This is a genomic window from Mesorhizobium sp. 1B3 (genome assembly GCF_050958605.1).
Taxonomy (GTDB): Bacteria; Pseudomonadota; Alphaproteobacteria; order Rhizobiales; family Rhizobiaceae.
The window spans coordinates 354,172-373,318 of record NZ_JBJHDO010000004.1 but is presented as its reverse complement, the minus strand read 5'-3'; the positions used below and the strand labels follow the sequence as shown (position 1 = coordinate 373,318).

The window sequence follows — 19,147 nt, the reverse complement described above, 5'->3', positions numbered from 1 at the left end:
CAAGATAGCAACACTTCGCAGAATTCTGTCCCGCACGCTCAAGTTCTTGTTGACGCATTCTTTTGTGTACTTCACGTTGCATTTCGGGATGGGGCTGCACGAGGATTCTCGATGCGAAATGCAGCTTATGTTCCCAGCCACCTTTTGCTCCATATTTCGCAGGTTCTGCGCTCGTTATCGTCTCCCCGCGCGACGTTGGTTCTCGCCAAGGTAGCGCTGCTCTCGGGCTGTGCGGCCGATGTGTTCGGTGACGTGAATCCGAACAGCGAGATCGCGCAGGGCGTCCAGCAGGAATATCGGCGCTTCGTAGCCTATGCCGAACACGATCTCGGCCCTCGCGAGGCTACGAATGACGGCAAGGTGGTTCATGCCTCGACCCCGCGCGGCCCCGACGCCCAGCCGATGATGCCGGCGATAGTGGAAACGCTGCCGCGCGGCGGCGCACCGGCGGCCGCCTATTGGGAGCAAGGCGTCGCCCAGCGGCAGAAACCGGGGTCTCAGGCTGTTTCACTCGATATCGATGACCTGATCGACCGGATGCTTGCGCGGTCGAATCAGCTGGCTGCTTCGTCGGATATCCCGTTGATTCGCGATACGGTCGTGACCGAAGAGGAGGGCCGGTTCGACACGTTCCTCTTCGCGGAGGGAGACTACGACAGCACGGAAAATCCACGGTCGAGCCTGCTCGAAACGGGCACGTCTTCCACCGCGCCGGAAAACCTGTCCAACGACGTTTTCGGTGCCAGAGTCGGCATCGGCCAACCACTGGTGACCGGCGGCGAAGTGCGCCTCTCACAGGGCGTGGGGACAGAAAGAAGCAATTCCGAGTTCTTCGTTCCCAATGACCAGGCGAATGCCGATATCCGGCTCGAGATCAGACAGCCGCTGCTGGACGGCGCGGGGATCGACGTCAACGCCGCTCCGATGAGGCTCGCGAGGCTGGAACGCGACCGCAGCGTCGCCGAGTTCGAGCGGCAGATAGAAGACCAGTTCACCGAAGTGGTCCGCTCCTATTGGACACTCTACGGCGAACGTGGCCGTGTGCTCCAGCGTCAGCGGCTCGTCGGCGATCTTCGGCAGGTCGCGTCGCGCATCTCGGCACGAGCGGATCTGGATGCGCGTGCCGGCGAGGCGGAACAGGCTGCCGCGGCCATTCGAAGAGCGGAAGCTTCGGTCATCCGTGCACGCTCCGGCGTGGACAACGCTCAGGCGCGGTTGAGCGCGCTGCTCAGCGATACCTCGCTCTATGGCGACCGTGTCGAGCTGATACCGGGACAGCGTCCTGTCCGGAAATTCACCGATATTCCTCTCGAGGATGTCGCTCTGCTGGCCTTGCAGAACCGTCCCGAGGTCAAGTCGGTCGCCCTGCAATTGCGCGGCGCCGAACTGCGTGAGCGGGTTGCCAGGAACAAGCTACTGCCCGATCTGGACCTGACCGCCGGCATCTCCAATGCCGGTCTCGCCGGCGACTTCGATGTCGGCCAGGCGATGTCGGACCAATTCGACCAGACCGATGTCGACAGCTTCGTCGGCGTCCGCTTCAAGATGCCGTTCCAGAACAAGCGCGACCGCTCGGTCTATACACGGCGGCGCTTCGAACTGCGCCAACTCACATCGCAGCTGAGGAATGTGAGCGACACGATCCTCCTCGAAGCGCAGGTCGCCGTGCGGGAGGCGCGGACCGCATACCAGGAAATGAGGGCTCGCGAGACGGAACTCGCCGCCCTCAACACGGAGATCAGAGCGTTGAGAACGCGCGCCGACGAAGGCTTGGAAGGCGGCAGCGCATTCCTCGCCACCCTTATTTCCGGCATCGAGAATAGGGCGGACGCGGAACAGCGCCTGCTGGAGGCCACCTTATCCTACAACCTTGCGCTCTATACGATCGAGCGCACGGCCGGCACCATGCTCAGTGCTCGCGGCGTGGAGGCAAGGCGTGTCGGCGGAGACGGCGGTCTTGATCGCATCGTCGTCTCAAAGGGCGCCGTGTCGAAGGACGGCGCGACCGTGACCGTCAACCAGAGCGAAAATATCCTTGCCGACCCGCGCGCGGTTGGCGTTTCCGACAGAAGGAGACAGAAAGGTGCAACGCCGTAGGTGCGTTGCCTGGGCATTGACCGCCGGCGCACTCGTCTGGACCCAGGCGGCAGCACAGCCTCTGGATTGCGAGCTGAAGGAAGCGACCGGTTTTACCGAACCGGCGGCGGTGATTGAGGTTGCGGCCCGCGAACCCGGAATCGTTGCCCATATTTTGGTGGAGCCCGGCGATCGTGTGAAGGCCGGCGATATCCTCGCCGACCTTGACAAGACCGTCACACTGGCGGAGCTAGAAGGTGCTCGCGCCCGGGCCGAGGCGACCGGCAGGCTTTCCGCAGCCGAAGCGAAGCTCAGCCACGCCCGGCGACGTTCCGAAGAAATCGCCAAGCTCGAAAAGTCCCGCGCCGTTCGGCCGCTGGAGCTGATCGCGGCAAAAGCGGAGCTGGCGGTCGCGGAAGCGGAACTCCAATCGGCCCAGGACGAACTCCGAATTGCAGGCCTCGACGCCGACTCCGTCGCTGCCCGGCTTTCGCTGCTGGACGTTCGCTCGCCCTTCGACGCCGTTGTAAACGAAGTGCATCGCGAGGCTGGCGAGCTTGTCGGCTCGGCGGGCGATGCCCGGGTCGTCACGCTGTTCAAGCTCGACCGCCTTCATGCGGATTTCTTCGTACCGTCGGGATGCATCGGCAAGGTCGCAAAAGGGGCGGCGCTGACGGTGGTGCTGTCACGCGCCAACCGCGCCATGGAGGCGCGCCTGCGCAATCTCGGGCTCGACGTCGATGCACCGACAGGCATGCGGCGGATCAGCGTCGAGATCGACAATGCCGGCTACGAACTGCTTGGCGGCGAGCGGCTCGTGCTGGCTCTGCCGGTGGGCGGGCTCGAGCGATGAATCGGCCGGTCGACATCAAGGAGCCGGTTGCCCGGATCAGCACGTCGTCCGGCCCGCACGAAAGCGGCAAGGGTGAAGCGCCGCCGTTGTACGATCGGCTGCGGTCGGGATTGAGGCGGGTCGATCTGTCGCGGGGAGACAACAAGTCCGGCGCGGCTCCGGTATTGGCGGCTCTGGCCGAGCTGATCGACGCAGATGCGGCCGCGCTTGTCGTCGAGCAAAACGGAACGTTGGTCGTTAGCGACCTGACGATCGACGCTCGTCATCGCGATATCCGGACCAAGCTTGCAAGTGAGTTGCGAATGGCCGCGAGCGAGGCACTTCGCGGCTCCGGCACGCGCGCGGAACCCTCCTCCGCCTTGCCCGGCCTGTTCGTGATCGCCAGCGGCTTTGAGGATCGCAAGGGCGCCGTTGCGGCTCTCAAGGCTGGCAATAAAGCCGAGATGGCAAAGGCACGCGCCACGCTCGAACTCGCCTGCCGCGTACTCAATCCCGCCGCCCGATCCGATGATGATGGATTACCGGGTGCGCTATCCACGCTGGTCCTCCGGCTGAGAGGGACGAAGCCGGCGGATCCCGTCGAACTCGCCGCCCTCTTCGCTTCAGCCTTCGAAACCCGCCAGGTCATCATCGCTGCCTCCAACGGAAAGGTCGCGGGAATGGCACCGTCCGGTCCGGCGCGCAGGGATTCCGTCGGCGAGCAGGCCGTGCGCGATCTCGTCGCCCGCTCGAACGGAGCGGACGGCCCGATCCTTGAGCGCGGGCAGGAGGTGGGATCGCTCACGGCGATCCTGAAGGCCGACACGGTTGTGGCCCTTCGCGCCGGCGACCCTCGCGACACCGCGCGGCCAACATGCCTGCTGGTCGATCCGAAGCCTGCGTTCACGCGCCTGGGCGCGGAAGACTGGGTGGTCGTCCAGACCTTGCTCGATTCCGTCTCCGAAGCGCCGGGCCGCGACAGGGCAAGGGTGCTAAGGCGATGGACGAAGAACGCCGGCGCGCTCGTGGCCGCCAGTCTCGTGGTCGTGGCGATGTTCGTGCCCATCCCGGACCGTATTCGCGCCGAAGCCGAACTCGAACCGGAGGGCCGCAGCTTCGTCACCGCAACGTTCAACGCAGTGCTGCGGCACACCTCAGCCGCACCCGGCGATACCGTGGCGCGGGGCGATACGCTCGCCGAGCTTGAGGGTGAGGAGCTCGTCTTGTCCAGGGCGACGGCTGCAGCCAAGGCTGAAGAGGCGTTTCGAACGCGCGATGCAGCCGTTCGAGCCAAGGAGGTAACGGAGGCCGAACTGGCACGGCTCGAAGGCGAGGCATTCGCGTCCGAACGCGACCTGCTCGACTGGCAGATCTCACAACTACAGCTCAAATCGCCCATCGACGGCGTCGTCCTGGCGAGCCCGTTCGAACATTCCGATGGCGCACCTGTGCGAGAAGGCGACATCGTCGCCGAAGTGGCGCCTCTCGACCGGCTGCGGGTTCGCATCGACGTGCCGGTCGAGGATTACGAGCGCCTCGCTTCTGTAACGGAGGGCAAGCTCCACCTCGACGGAGTGTCCGGCGAACCGGTCACCGTCAGCGGTTTTTCCCGCGCCGCGCGCGCCGAGACGATCGACGAGCGAACGGTCATCCCGCTGCGCACGGGGATCGATAATCCCGAAAGCGCCTTGAGACCGGGCCAGAAAGGCGTCGTCCTCCTTCCGACGGGATCCGCCATGCTCGGCAAGATCCTCTTCCGCAATGCGTGGAACGCGCTTGAACGGTGGGCTTTGTAGATGGCCGAGGACCGTCCGATGCTCCGCCCCGAGCTTCGCTTCTTCTATCGGAAAGGCGATGCCGCCAAGGCCGTGCTGATCGAAGATCCTATGGGAGGCGCGTTCATCGAAACCGACCGCGATACCGCGGCCTTTGCACGGCTTCTCAATGGCGAGAGATCGCCGGCCCAAGCCTATGAGCGCCTGCTTCGCGATCGGCCGAATGCCGCCTTATCGCAGTTGGAAGTCAAGCCAGTGCTCGAAGAGCTGGAGGCGCACGGGCTGTTGCTGGGTCAGAGGGCCGGGCCGCCTCAGGGCGTGACTGCCGCCCGGCGCATAGGGCCCGTATCACAACGGCTGAGGCTAGGCTCGGGCGACCGCTTCTTTGCCTGGGGGGCACGCACCCTCGGATGGCTCTACAGCCCGGCCATGCTGGTCGGCTGGCTGGCCCTCCTTGGCGTGGGGCTCGCCACGTTGATCGCCCAGTGGAGCGAGTTCTATCATGAGCTTCAGGCGGTACTGAGCGTCAACCTGGTTCTGATGTTCTGGCTCGCCTGGATCATCAGCAAGGCCTGGCATGAACTTCAGCACGGCATCGTCGCGCGCCTGCACGGCGTCGAGGTGCGCGAATTCGGCCTGCTCTTCATCATCTTCCTGCCGCTCGGCGCCTATGTCGACATCACCGGAGCTTGGCGCCTAGAGAGCCGGTGGCGGCGCCTGCACATCACGGCGGCCGGCATCGTCGGCGAGCTGGGCCTCGGATCGCTCGCCGTCCTGCTCTGGTCCTGGGCACCCGATGGAGATTGGCGTGCGTTCCTGCACGCGCTCGTCATCACTACGATGGTGAGTTCGATCGTCTTCAATGCCAATCCGCTGATGCGTTACGACGGCTATTACGCCCTGACCGATTTGCTGCGCGTTCCAAATCTCTATCAGCGCGGCGCCGCGGCGACGCGCGACTTTACCGTCCGCCACCTCACGGGCGTCCCGGCGAGGGAACCGCACCCACCGCTGATTGCACTCTACGGCTGGGCGGCACTGGCCTGGCGTCTGGTTCTCGCCGCTACGTTAAGCATTCTCGCAGCACGGCTTGCATTCGGCTTCGGGTTGGTGCTTGCCCTGGCGGTGATCTGGGGGATGCTGCTCGTTCCGCTCGGCCGGCTGCTGCAAACAATCTGGAAGATCGGCCCGGCGGCCCGGCGGCGGGCGGCGCTGCGCGGCGCGATGGCGGCCGCGGGCCTTGTGGCGCTCTGGTTCGCGCCCATACCCACCTGGATTTCCGCACCGGGCGTGGTGGACTACCGGGACAGCCTGCAGCTTCGGGCAGGAGCCTCGGGCGCGGTGGTCGACATTTCGGTGAAGGAAGGGGTGAACGTCGAGAAGGGCAGCCCTGTCGTGACCCTGGCGAATCATGCGCTCGATACCGAATACAGAAGGCTTGCGGCGCGCCACGAACATGCCCGCATCGAGCTGGAGAAGGCGCGCAGCAGCGAAAACCCGACCGCGTTTCAGGGCAAGCGCGAGCTGCTGGAGGCGGTGCGCGAGGAGATGGGCGAGGCCGAGCGGCGGCTCGGCGAGCTGGATGTGAGATCTCCGCGTTCGGGCATCATCTTCGGTGGGGAACTTCGTGATCTCCGGGGCGCCTGGGTGAAACGCGGCGATCTGATCGGCGAGATCGCCGACCTCGAAACGCTGGAGGTGAAGGCATGGCTGCTTCCCGACGATGTGGCGTTGCTGAAAAGCCGTTCCGCACGGTTCACCTTCCGGCCGTTGGGCTTCGGAATATCCTCGCTGCCGGTCCTCCTCGAAAGGCTCGATCCGGCCGTCGCGATCGAGTTGCCGCCCGCCTCGATCACTGCCGAGGGCGGCGGGCCTCTCGCGGTGGACGCCAGCGGCGAGAAGCGCAGGCTTGCCGAGACCCGCTTCCTTTCCACCTTCTCCCCCGAGGGCAGCACGAGAGGCTGGTATCCGGGCGCACCGGGCCGCCTGATTTCAAATGTCGTCTGGCGGCCCGTCAACACGATCATCCGCGGCTGGTTTGACGATTTCGATCTGAGGGAACCTTCAAGATGGACGCTCTGACAAACTTGAATCCCTCCGAGGCCGGCGGCTCGGCGCGGGGACAGGCTCGACTCCCGACGGTCCCGGCATACTATCGACCGCGCCTGCGCCGGCTCGAAGACCGAGTGTTGCTGAGCGCGACGCCTGTGGCGACCGTAGTCGACCTGCCCGACGAGGAACTCATCAACGAAAGCTTCACCTTCGGGGTCACGTTCGACAATACCGGCGCCGACCCGCAAGGCACGGGCTATGGCCCGTTCGTGGACGTCACCGTTGGACCGGGCATCGAGGTGAACGACGTCACCTATCTGGGTGTCTCGCTGCAGACCGAGGAAGTGGGAACCTGGGACGGCACGCAATGGGTCGACAGCTCGGGGAATCCGGTCACTCAGCATCCGCTCGACAATGTCGGCGGGCAACTGGCACTGCCGATAGGCTCGACGGTAGGCGAGACGTGGATCAACGTTCTTGCCCCGTTCGGCAGCTACACGCCGGACCAGCCGGCGATCGACCTCGTCTTTTCCGCTACGCTGGACGATAGTCCGGACGCGAATCCCGAAACCGGCGCGGTGCCTGGCGAAGACATCACCGTGACGGCACGCGGCGGATTCCAGTTCGGCCTTGATCCCCTCGACAACCCGACGACGGACCCGCCGGTGCAGCAGGGCGCCGCAGTATCGGACACCATCACTCCCATCGTGATGCGGTTGGACAAGGAACTCCAGCTTGCCGAGGGCGAGACGGCCCAGGGGCCGAATTTCCCCTTCACCTACACGATTTCCGTCGATATCGCGACGGGTGTGACGGTGACGGATATCAACATCGAGGACCTGCTTCCGACTAACCTGTTTTTCCTGACGGCGACGACAAACGTCGCAGCAAGCAGTCAGACCGCCCCCGGGGTTGGAGGCACGGCGGAGGGCGTTCCTGGTATTGATACGATCACCACGGCGCAATGGACCTTCGACACCGTCACAGGCCGGACAGGCGAAGGCGATATCGTCATCACCTTGACTGCCTATGCGCCGGAGTTCGCTGCCGACGGCACAGACCTCGACGAGATGAACGTCGACAGTCCGGCCGCTTATCTCGCCACCAATCAGGCGGAGGTCGTCTCCGCCAGTTATGCCGCGGCCGACGGTTCGGAGGTTGCGATCAACCCGGACAATAGCGGCCAGCTCGAGGACAGCATCGACGTCATCATACGCCCATATACGGTCCTGAAGATGTCCAACATAGAAGGTGGCGGGGCGGCGGCGCCGGGCAAGTATGTGCAATACACGATCGAAGCCGACATCTCGGATTACCTTGCTTTGAGGGAAGCCGTCCTGACCGATGTCCTTGCGGATGGGTTGACGCTTGACACGACGGACAACGCTACGCTCGACCACACGCCGGTGCTCCGCGTCGAGATGAACGGCCAAGTCTATCTCTTCCCTCTGACTCAAACCTTGGAACCGGGCGACGAGACGGAGATCGCCACAACCTTCCAGGCCAACGGGTCGCAATCGGTCACCTTCTTCCTGAGCGCGGCAGTGCGCAATGCAGGCGCCTTGGACGAGATACTTTATGGCGACCTCTTCAACGGCGATGCACAGCAGGGCCCAACACGGGTGACCCTTACCTATTACGCGCTGATCGAGGAGAACTACCGCAACGGCGGTGCGCCGGTGGTCGTCAGTGACACGCTTGCAAATTCCGTGAACGCTACGCTGAACAGCGCGACGGGAGACGGCACCAACCCAGCGCAACCCGACGGCTCGGGCAGCGATGTGGACATCACACCGCCCAACTCGACGAAGTCCGTCCTGGCGATCAACGGGCAGCCGCCATCTGGCGGCAGTCCGACAATCGCGCCGGGCGACACGGTCACCTATCGTATCAGAATCGAAGTTTCGTCGGCGGACGTGAACGATCTGAACATCACCGACTTCCTGCCGTCGCCGGTCTTCGACGTTGATGGGAACGGATCGGGGTTCGTCTTCGTAGGAGGTACGGGTACCCCAGCGCCGTACCAGGTCACGCTCGGCACGGGCGACACGCTCATATCCGGAGGAATTGCACCGAACCCGACGGTGACGACCAACGGCGCGGCAAACTCCATAAATTTCAGCTTCGCCGACTTCGACCTTGCGCCGTCTCAGTCCGGCGTGATCGAGCTTCTCTACACCATCACCGCCACCGATCATCCCTTTGCCGACGGCCTTCTCCTCACCAACCAGGCGCAGATCCAGAACACCGACAGCCAGGGGAACGTCGACACGGATATCATCATCGACGATGTCGTGTTGCGCCAGCCGGTCCTGTCGCTCACCAAGGGAACCGTGGCCACGGATGCGGATGGAGCGGTCGACAATTCTCTGGCGTTCGACCCCACGAGGGTCGCGCCCGGCAAGATGACTTTCGCCCTCGGCGCGGCCGGTTTCACCACGACCTCCACCCTTACCGCCGCGGATTTGGCAACGACGCCGATCGACAGCAACATGTCGGGCTTCGATGCCGGCGATACGGTGAAGTTCGCGGTGACCGTGCAGAACACCGGCGGCCAGGACGCCTTCGACGTCGTGATCAACGACACGCTCCCGCCGGGTTTCGCGATCCCCGCCGGCGCGGTGCTGACCGTGCAGTATGGCGACGGATCGCTCGTGAGCTTCACCGGCACCATCGACGACTTTTTCGGCGGGACCGGCATCACGATCAACGATGACGATGCCAACGGTCTCGGAGGAATTGCGGCCGGCGGCGCCGCCAATGGCCACGACATCATCATCATCTCCTATGAGTTGGTCGCCGTGGACAACCTCAATCCGGGCATCACTGTAAACAACACCGCCGAGATACTCTCCTTTGCCGCCATCGAGGGCGGCAACGACTTTACCGAGGGGGTGGACGGGCAATTCACCGACGACGCGGAATTGACGGCGCAGACCGTCGAAATCGACAAGCGACTGATCGCCACCGATCAGGGTTTCACCACTGGCGACGACCTCACCATTGGCGAGATCGGCACGTTCCAGATCGAGGTGACGCTGCCTGACGGCGCGACGCAGGCCATCGTCACCGACGTCCTGCCGCAAGGCATGGCGCTGGTCGGGACTCCGGTTCTGCTGTTGACCTTCATCAACGCGAATGGCGAAACGGTCACCTTCGAGGGGATTGTGCAGCAAGGCGGCGGCGCCTTGTCGGACGGCTCTGCACTCGCTTTCACCCAGACGGGAAACACGCTGACCTTCGACTTCAGCAACCTCATCACCAATGCCGCGCCGGGCACTGATCTCAGCGGCCAATCTTTCGTTATCCAATATCAGGCGCAGGCGACCGACGATCCGGCGCTCGATGCAGGAACGCGCGCGATCAACACGGCGACCCTGGACACGCCGACCACCAATCCCGTCAGCGATACCGAAGGCGTGGATATCGTCGAGCCCAATCTCACCATCACCAAGACCTTTTCCCCGGACAAGGCGCAGGGGAACGAGTCCGTCTTGATGACCTACGAGATCGTGAACGGCTCCGGCACGTTCGACACGACCGCCTTCGGGTTGACGATCACGGACGCCGACACCGACATGACCGGCGCTGTCTTTGCAAGCATTGTCCAAGTCAGCGTTTCCGGTACCGGCTCCGTCCAGACCCAACTCGACGCCAACCCTTCCCTCGTTACCGTCACGATCACGCCCCCGACTGATCCAAGTGGCAATTTCGTCATTACCGTGGTTACCGATCCGACCTTTGCCATCGCCAAGGGCGAAAAGCTTCTGCTTGGCTTCAATGTCACGATCCAGCCCGATGCAATCGAAGGCACGGTCGTGGAGAACACCGCAACAATCGACAGCTATTCCTCGCTGTCGGGCAACCAACTGGTCGAGCGGGTTTTCGGCCCGACAAGCGGGTCCGATACGCTGACGATCTCGGGACCCGAGATCGAGAAATTCCTGCTCAACACCTCGCTCGGAGGCCAGCCGATCGCCTTCCCGATGAATCCGGCCCTACCGACCAATCCAGACCCCCTGGACCCCGACCCGAACGTCGTGGTCGGCGAGGTGCTGACGTATGTCCTGAAGGTCTCCTTTCCGGTCGGACAGGCCGACAATGTCATCATGTTCGATGACACTGATTTCTTCAACGCCGCCGGCGCAGTGGGGATTGTGGGGATCGTCTCGGTCGATCAAGTGCGCGTCGGCTCGAACCTCGTCCTCAGCAACCCGGACGCACTAACCGTGGGCAATGTCGTCGTAAGCGACACCAATGGCGACGGGATCAACAACAGGCTTCAGCTCAACATCGGCGGAGTCCTCAATGTGGGTGACCCGGACAACCCGGTCCCGCTGGAGGAATCGATTTTTCTGGTATTCCGTGCCCAAGTCATGAATGTGGTGGAGACCGATAGCGGCGACGTTCACGTCAACGGCGCACGGGTCACTTATGACGTAGCCGGCGTGGCACAGAATTTCGACGATTCCGTCAACATCACCATCACCGAGCCTGCCATCGATGTCGCGAAAACCGTGACGGGGGTCACGCCGGACCTCGACGCAGGAGACGAGCTCACCTACACTCTGACGCTTTCCCACAACGACACGCTGTCGACGGGCGACGGTTACGCGCTGACGCTAACGGATCAGATTCCGCCCAACCTGCAGATCGTGCCCGGCTCCGTTGTTTTCAACGGGTTCACGGCAGCAGGGTTCGACGGTGACGCCAACATCGCCTTCGACGCAGCCACCAACACGCTGACCGTCAACGGTTTCGACCTGCCGCGCACTCAAACCGTGACAATAACCTACCGCGTCACGGTCGCTGAGGCCGTGGTTCAGGGGGAGGCGCTCACCAACGAGGTGCAACTCACCTATCAGTCTCTGCCGGATTTCGACCCGGCGGACGGATTCGATCCGTCGAGGCCAGTGATCACGGATTTCAACCCATCCCTCGATCCTGAGGATGACGCGACGTATATCGCGGGCAGCGTCAGCCAAACCCGTGACGGTTCGGACATGGTACCGCGCAACGTCAACAGCGACGATCCGAACGAGGTCAACAACTATTTCTTCGAGACCGAGCAAACCGTCACCATCGCCGACCCCGGCCCGATCGTGAAGACGGTGGACAAGCCGACCGCTACGATCGGCGAGATCGTTACCTACACGTTCGAAATTCCTGTCATCGAAGGCACGACCGTCAATCCCCTCGGCGTGGATATCCTGCCACCGGGAATAACGTTCTTACCCGGAACCGGGACAGTTGAGGACGGCGATGGCAACCCGATCACCGGATTTGTTTTTACACAATCCGGACAGACCCTGACGCTCGATCTGGAAGACTTCGTCACCCCGGGCGACAACGACTTGTCGAACGATTTCCTGCGAGTCACCTTCCAGGCACGCGTGGACAACGTGTTCGAAAACCAGAACAACGATTCCAAGCCCAACACCGTTACCTGGACGCATGACAATGGGAGCAGCTCCGACGACGCTTCCTTCTCCATTGTCGAGCCGGAACTGGTTCTCACCAAGACACACGACGCCCCCGCCACGGTTGACGCCGGGGACGAAATCACCTTCACGGTAACCGCGCAGCACAGCTCCAGCTCCAAGTCGGATGCGTTCGAATTCACTTTCACCGACAGCATACCGGAGGACTTCGCCGCGAGCCTCGTCAGAGCGACCGTCAACGGCGTCGACGTGCTGGACCAGATCGAGATTGTCGGGAATACCATCCAGACGATAGACGGGGCGGATATCGATATTCCGCTCGGTGCCACATTCGAGCTTGTCTACACAGTGTCAGTGCAGAACACTGTAGGGCCTAGCGAGACCATCCCGAACGGCGTCCTCGGGAGGTGGAGTTCGCTCGACGGAAGTGTAAATCCGGGTTCGCCCACGGGAGAGCGGATCGGGAATCTCCCCCGCGACGTGAACGACTATGTAGCGACAGCTCAGGCGCAAGTCGTCACCGACAGCGTGATTGACCTCGTCAAATCGGTAAGTGTCCCACAAGCGACGATCGGCGAGACGGTCACCTACACGCTCGACGTGAAAGTGTTCGAGGGAACGCTTCAGAACGTCGTGGTTCAGGATCTGACCGAAGCGGGGCAGCGGATCGATCTGAGTTCGCTGACGATCATCCCGAGCGGTTTCGCCGGCGCGGCCGGATTGCAAATCGTCGGAGCGTCGCTCGTGCCCTCGCCGAACGTGCCGGGCGCAAGCCTGCTGACCTTCCAGCTCCAGAACAGCGCGGACGGCTCGCTTCTCAACCCGGGCGATCCGATCGGCGATCTGACGGACAACGACACGATCAGAATCACGTACACCGCGGTCGTGACGAACGAGCGCATCAATCAGGACGGGGAGCAGATCGACAACGCCGCGGACGTTCAGGCGGACAACACGATTGGGGCTACGGGCGCTGCATCGCTCGCGATCGTTGAGCCGGTCATTACGGTCGACAAGACGGTGCTGACCGATCCTGCCCAGATCCAGGACGCCGGCGACGTGGTCACCTATCAGGTGGTGCTGACCAATATCGGAACGTCGGACGCCTTCGACGTGACCTTCACCGACACGGCGCCCGCGGACACAAACTTTACTGGCGACGTTCTGGACGAGAACGGCGTGGTGGTTGGCGGCTTCACGGTCACTGCGGGCCAGATCACCGGGACTATCAACCAGATTGCCGTCGGCGGGACCGTTAGGCTCACCTATTCCCTGGTGGTGGCGAACACCGCCTCCCCGAACGAGACGCTGACCAACGACGTCGACGTGCGCTGGACCTCGACGTCAGGAACGAACCCCGACGAGCGCGACGGCTCGGAGGGGTTGCTCGACGGCGATTTCACCGACGACGCGGTTCCGGTTCCGCCAGACAGCACAGATCCCAACGATATCGATCCCGATGACAACCTGAACAACTACCAGGCCGTGGATGACGCCACTGTCCAGCTGGGCGCATTCCCGATTTCGATCGAAAAGTCGCTCGAATCCTCCTCCGTTGCGGAGACCGTGGGTAATCAACTCACTATCGGCGAGACAGGGGATTTCGCGCTCGATATCACCGTCTCCGAGGGGACGACCAGCAATTTGATGGTCGTAGACGTGACCGAGTCCTGGATGGGGATCGATCTCTCTTCACTGACAGTCGAAGACATCGGCTTCGCCGGCGGCGACGTGACGATCGTGAACCCGACGCTCGATGTCAATCCGATCACAGGCGTGGCGACGCTGAGTTTCCAGCTCGACAACACGCCCGGCACGCCGGAAATCCAGCTCGTCAACCCCGGCGACAATGCGAGCGGCAACGACACGATCCGCGTCACCTACCGGGCGACGGTCCTGGACAATATTCTCAACCAGGACGGCGATGTCATCTCGAACACCGCAACGGTGAGCGCGGGAGGCGGGATCGCGCCCGACGATGCGACCGAGACGATTTCATTGGTTGAACCCGACCTCGTGATCGACAAGCGCGCACTTCTCCCCCTCGTCCCGGTCGGCGGGACGGCCCCCTACGAGATCCGTGTGAACCACACCGCCAACTCCCATGTCGACGCATTCGACCTGGTCGTTTCGGATCCTTTCAACGACCCGCTGCTCACGTTGAACCCGGGTTCGATCACCGCGACGGTGGAGGGCGGTTCCGGAACGGCCGTGGTGACCCTTGTCGGCACCGGGTTCCAGGTGAACCTCGACAAGCTGGAGCGCAACGCGACGCTCGTGATCAGGTTCACGGCGCAAAGCGTGGTCGTAGCGGGCGCGGACGGCGCAACAATTCCGAACACGTCCACGCTCGGCTACGACACCATTCCCGACGTTCAGGCGCCCGATGAACAGCGCGGTTATACCCGCTCTGATACGGATTCGGTAACGATTGTCGGGCCGGATCTGCAACTTGTAAAGGAAGCGTCCGTCGACATTGTCGAGCCCGGCGAGCTCTTCACCTACGACATTGAGGTGCTGAACGTTGGCGCACCGAATTTGGACAATCCGGTGGTCGAAACGGCGCGCAACGTCGTGTTCACAGATGTTTTGCCCGTAGACGTGGAGCTCCTTTCCGTCAGTGTGGACGGCGTGGACACACCCTTCACCTTCGATCTCACGACCCGGGTGATCACGGTCGCGCTCGCTGACATTCCTCCTGATCAAACACGGCTCATCACACTTTTCATGCAGGCGAGCGACACGTTCTCGCCGGCGCCTTCCGGTGGAACAGGCGACGTGCAATTGATCAACGTCGCCGAGGTAGACATGATCCAGACGGACCCCACGCCCGAGAACAATATCGACGATGCGACAATCACGACCCGCGCCATTCCTGATCTCGTCGTGACGAAAACGAACGCTGTCGAAGTGATCGGCGGCAGCGAAACCGTCGAGTTCACGCTTACCGCCCAGAATGTCGGCGACCGCGTCGCAGCCGGGGTGCAGATTATCGACCGCGTCGACACCACCGTATTCGAGTTCGTTTCAGCCAGCGACGGAGGGGTCTTCGACCCGGTGTCCGGGACGGTCACCTGGCGGCTCGACACGCTGTCGCCGGACGATGGTGTGCTCGACTTCACCATGGTGCTGAGGGTGCGTCCGGGGCTTCCGCCCTCGATCGACGACACGACCGATGTCGTGACCATCAACGACAACGGGCAAGGCGGCCCCGATCCGACGCCGCAGAACAACATCGACACCCACACGGACCGGCTGATCTATCCGGATCTCGTGATCACCAAGGCGAATGGCGTCGACGAGGTCTCCCCGGGCGACATCGTCGACTATGCGATAACCGTGCAGAACGTCGGCGAATTCCGCGCCGACGGCGTCGTGGTGCGCGACGTCATCGACACGCGCGTCTTCCGCTTCGTGAGCGCGACCAATGGCGGCGTCTTCGATCCTGCCACCGGCGTCGTGACCTGGAGGCTCGGCACGGTCAATCCCGGAGATCCTCCCATAATCCTCGGCCTGACGCTCGAGGTTATGTTCCCCACGTCGGCCGATATCGACCAAGCGGTCAATGTGGTCGAGGTGAACGGGGACGGCACGCGTGGGCGCGATGCCAATCCGAACAACAACATCGCGACTGACAGCGATATCCTCAACGCCGCGCCGGATCCATTCGAGATCGAGCGTGTGCTCGGCGACGACGAGGAGGAAGAGGAAGAAGAAATCGAGGAGCCGCTCTATATCGCGCCGATCTTCACCGGAAAGTCGGCGACAGGCGCGCAGGTAAGGATCACCCTTATCGGCCCCGGCGGAGCGCCCATCGACACGGGAACGACCGTCGCCAGCCCGGACGGCAATTGGATACTTATGATGAAGGATGTCGAAGGACCGGCGCCCGTTTCGGCCATCGTCACCACATCGCCACCGACAGTGACGGCGTTGGGCCCGTTGGACAGGACCAACGTCTTCTTCAATCCCGGCGCCAACACGCCGATCGATTTCCACCGGCGCTTCGACGTTTTCAGTGCCATGGATTCGGGTAGCGACGTCGTGCTGAGGGACCAGATGGCAGCATCGGAGGACCCGCTGGCGGTGACGTCGCGCAGGTACATCAACTTCAATGAGGTGGGCGGCACGGCGATCAGCGACTACTAGGCCTAGGCACGGAGCGACCCCAGATCCATCCTGGCCTTCCCGCCTGTACCGCGCAGTACCCCTGCCGGCCATCTCCCCACAAGGGGAGAATCGGCTCACGCATGGTTTCGCCAATCGTCAACGTGGCGGAAGAGACGCCGAGATGATCTCCCCTTTGTGGGGAGATGGCCGGCACGCCAGAGGGGGCGGGACAGTGCTGGCCGATGCGGTCAATTGCCAGATCGTTAATATTATCCCAAAGTCCAACTATCGCTCGCTGGCATGCACTCCAATAGTCACGTCCGCTGGCCTGCGAAGCTACCCTGCGAACTGGAGAGCTAGGGCTGCGCAAAGATTCGGGTGTCTTCATTTTGTCGTGCGGGCGCGGAGTTGATGAGTTTGTCAGAGAAAGCACCGATGCCTGAACAGTTGGGTCTCAGCGTCGCAGTCCAATCCCCGAAACCCGGACGGGTTGCTTCCACGCTTTTCGCTATCCTTATTCTGGCTGGCTGCGGGGGGCATCCGAAAGGCGTGATGACTCCGGTAGCCGTGGCGACCTCCGCCACCTCTCAGGTCGACATGCTGGTAGGGACGACGCGCCAGCCGTCTGGAGACCCGGCCACCTTGTTTTCAGGCGAGCGTAGCCCGACCCTCGCCTTGACGGACGTCGCGGTGTCGATCCCGCCGGACGATCGACGCAAGCCAGGCACCGTGCAATGGCCGCGTCGCCTGCCGCCCAATCCTGAGACTGATTTTGCCGTGACGCGCGTGCGTCAATTGGCGTCGCGCGACGAGGCTCGCGAATGGTTTCGCCAGCACAGCGTCGGCGGCCACATCCTCTTGTTCGTGCATGGCTTCAACAACCGGTACGAGGATGGGGTCTTCCGCCTGGCGCAGATCGTGCACGATTCCGGCGCCAAGGCGACGCCTATGCTGTTCACCTGGCCGTCCCGCGCCCGCGTGCTCGACTACAACTACGACAAGGAAAGCACGAACTACTCCCGCACAGCGCTCGAAGACGCACTGCGTGCCCTGGCAACCGCACCCGATGTGAAGGATGTCACGATCCTTGCCCATTCCATGGGAACCTGGCTGACGATGGAGGCTCTTCGCCAAATGGGGATTCGGGATGGAAAGATCGCTCCCAAAATCCAAAACGTGATCCTCGCTTCACCCGATATCGACCTCGATGTCTTCGCCAAGCAATGGACCGACATGGGGGAGGGCCGCCCGAAATTCACGATCTTCGTGTCCCAGGACGACCGCGCACTTGCCGTGTCGAGCTTGATCTCCGGCGACGTTTCGCGCCTTGGCGCGATCGATCCCACGGCCGAGCCCTATCGCACGCAGCTCGAGCGCGCCGGTATCACGGCGATCGACCTCACAAAGGTCGAGACTGACGACGGTTTGCATCATGGCAAGTTCGCCGAAAGTCCGGAGATCGTACAGTTGATCGGCCAGCGCATCATCACGGGCCAGACACTCACCGACTCGCAAATCTCGCTGGCCGAGGGAATCACCGCGGTCGTTGCCGGGACGGCCAAGAACGTAGGTACCATCGCGGCAGCAACGATCGCCGCGCCGGTGAGCGTCATAGAACGGAGCGGCCCGCCTCCCAAGAGAATCAGGCTGGAGGAAACGTTGGCGAGCGGCGCGCAGGCCGAGAGTGCAGCCCATTAGCGCGCCCGAGCCAAAGAAGGAGATAGTGGATGAATGTGCTTTTGCCGGCGGGCGCGATTTTTGAGTGTTCAGGGAAGCACTGTTGAATAAGATCACGCCCCTTGGCTTGCGGTCCTTCGTGAGCTAGAAGCAGCGCGCGCTGGACGACCGGCGCCTTGAGCACGTCGGGGACGGCCCCATCGAGAACGATGGAGCCATTTTTGCATCCCCGCCAGTTCGTCACATCCCAAAATCGAAACATGATCAGGCCGAAGGCACGCTTGTTGCGTGGCGATCCGCGTGCTCGCGCTTCCGCGAGGCGCGGCTCGCCGTTCGCCGAGCGCTCGCCAGCAACTGATTCACGAAAGTAGAGACCATGGCCGGACCAATCGAACAATTCGAAATCAAGCCGCTTTTCGACCTCTTCGAGCTCGGCGGGCATCAATTCGCCTTCACCAACTCGGCGGCCCATATGATCGGTGCGGCCGTTGCCGGTGGAGCGTTCCTGTTGCTGGCGACTGCCGGTAGACGACTGATCCCCGGCAGGGCGCAGTCGATCGCCGAACTGGCCTATGAGTTCGTCTCGAAGACGCTCCGGGACAATGCGGGCGAGGGCGGCATGCGGTTCTTTCCGCTGGTCTTCTCGTTGTTCCTGTTCATCCTCGTCGCCAATCTGATCGGCATGTTCCCCTATGCCTTCACGGTGACCAGCCAGATCATCGTCACATTCGCGCTGGCCATGCTGGTGTTCCTGACCGTGACGATTTATGGCCTGTGGAAGAATGGCCTCGGCTTCTTTCGGCTGTTTCTCCCTTCAGGCGTGCCGCTGGTCCTCGCCCCAATCATCGTTCCGATCGAAATCGTGTCCTATCTCTCCCGGCCGATCAGTCACTCGGTGCGTCTGTTCGCCGTGATGCTGGCCGGCCATATCACTCTGAAGGTTTTTGCCGGTTTCATCGTCTCCATGTCGGGGTTCGGGACCGTCGGGATCATCGGTGCCGTATTTCCGCTGGCTATGACTGTCGCGATCACGGCACTCGAACTGCTGATGGCCGGCATTCAAGCCTATATCTTCACGATGCTGACCTGCATGTATCTGAACGATGCCCTCCACCCAGGCCACTGATTGCGAACGCTTCAAGCCGTTTTTACGCGCGGAAAGAGCGCAGAATCACAAGACACCT

7 protein-coding genes are annotated in these 19,147 nt (G+C 62.6%); all 7 read left to right on the top strand.

Annotated features, from left to right (window positions below):
- Window positions 1–111: 111 nt before the first annotated feature.
- The 7 genes from ACCO56_RS13770 to ACCO56_RS13740 all read left to right on the top strand — a co-directional run bounded on the left by ACCO56_RS13770 (window position 112) and on the right by ACCO56_RS13740 (window position 19,089).
- Window positions 112–2,097 (top strand): TolC family protein, encoded by a 1,986-nt coding sequence (locus ACCO56_RS13770; RefSeq protein WP_433641320.1) that lies wholly within the window; start codon window positions 112–114, stop codon window positions 2,095–2,097.
- Window positions 2,084–2,929 (top strand): efflux RND transporter periplasmic adaptor subunit, encoded by an 846-nt coding sequence (locus ACCO56_RS13765; RefSeq protein WP_433641319.1) that lies wholly within the window; start codon window positions 2,084–2,086, stop codon window positions 2,927–2,929. The genes ACCO56_RS13770 and ACCO56_RS13765 overlap by 14 nt, the downstream gene beginning before the upstream one ends.
- Window positions 2,926–4,704 carry an HlyD family efflux transporter periplasmic adaptor subunit gene (locus ACCO56_RS13760; protein ID WP_433641318.1) on the top strand — a complete coding sequence of 593 codons (1,779 nt, stop codon included), beginning with the start codon at window positions 2,926–2,928 and terminating at the stop codon, window positions 4,702–4,704. The genes ACCO56_RS13765 and ACCO56_RS13760 overlap by 4 nt, the downstream gene beginning before the upstream one ends.
- A gap of 18 nt (window positions 4,705–4,722) precedes the next feature.
- On the top strand, window positions 4,723–6,765 hold the full coding sequence (locus ACCO56_RS13755) for a site-2 protease family protein (RefSeq protein WP_433641317.1): 2,043 nt from the start codon (window positions 4,723–4,725) through the stop codon (window positions 6,763–6,765).
- Window positions 6,753–16,325, top strand: a complete 9,573-nt coding sequence (locus ACCO56_RS13750) for an isopeptide-forming domain-containing fimbrial protein (protein ID WP_433641316.1) — start codon at window positions 6,753–6,755, stop codon at window positions 16,323–16,325. Before ACCO56_RS13755 ends, ACCO56_RS13750 begins: the two co-directional genes overlap by 13 nt.
- A gap of 396 nt (window positions 16,326–16,721) precedes the next feature.
- Window positions 16,722–17,984 (top strand): alpha/beta hydrolase, encoded by a 1,263-nt coding sequence (locus ACCO56_RS13745; protein WP_433641315.1) that lies wholly within the window; start codon window positions 16,722–16,724, stop codon window positions 17,982–17,984.
- 355 nt (window positions 17,985–18,339) lie between these two features.
- A complete protein-coding gene (locus ACCO56_RS13740; RefSeq protein WP_433641314.1) occupies window positions 18,340–19,089 on the top strand; it encodes a F0F1 ATP synthase subunit A in 750 nt (249 codons plus the stop codon).
- The last annotated feature ends 58 nt before the right edge of the window (window positions 19,090–19,147 follow it).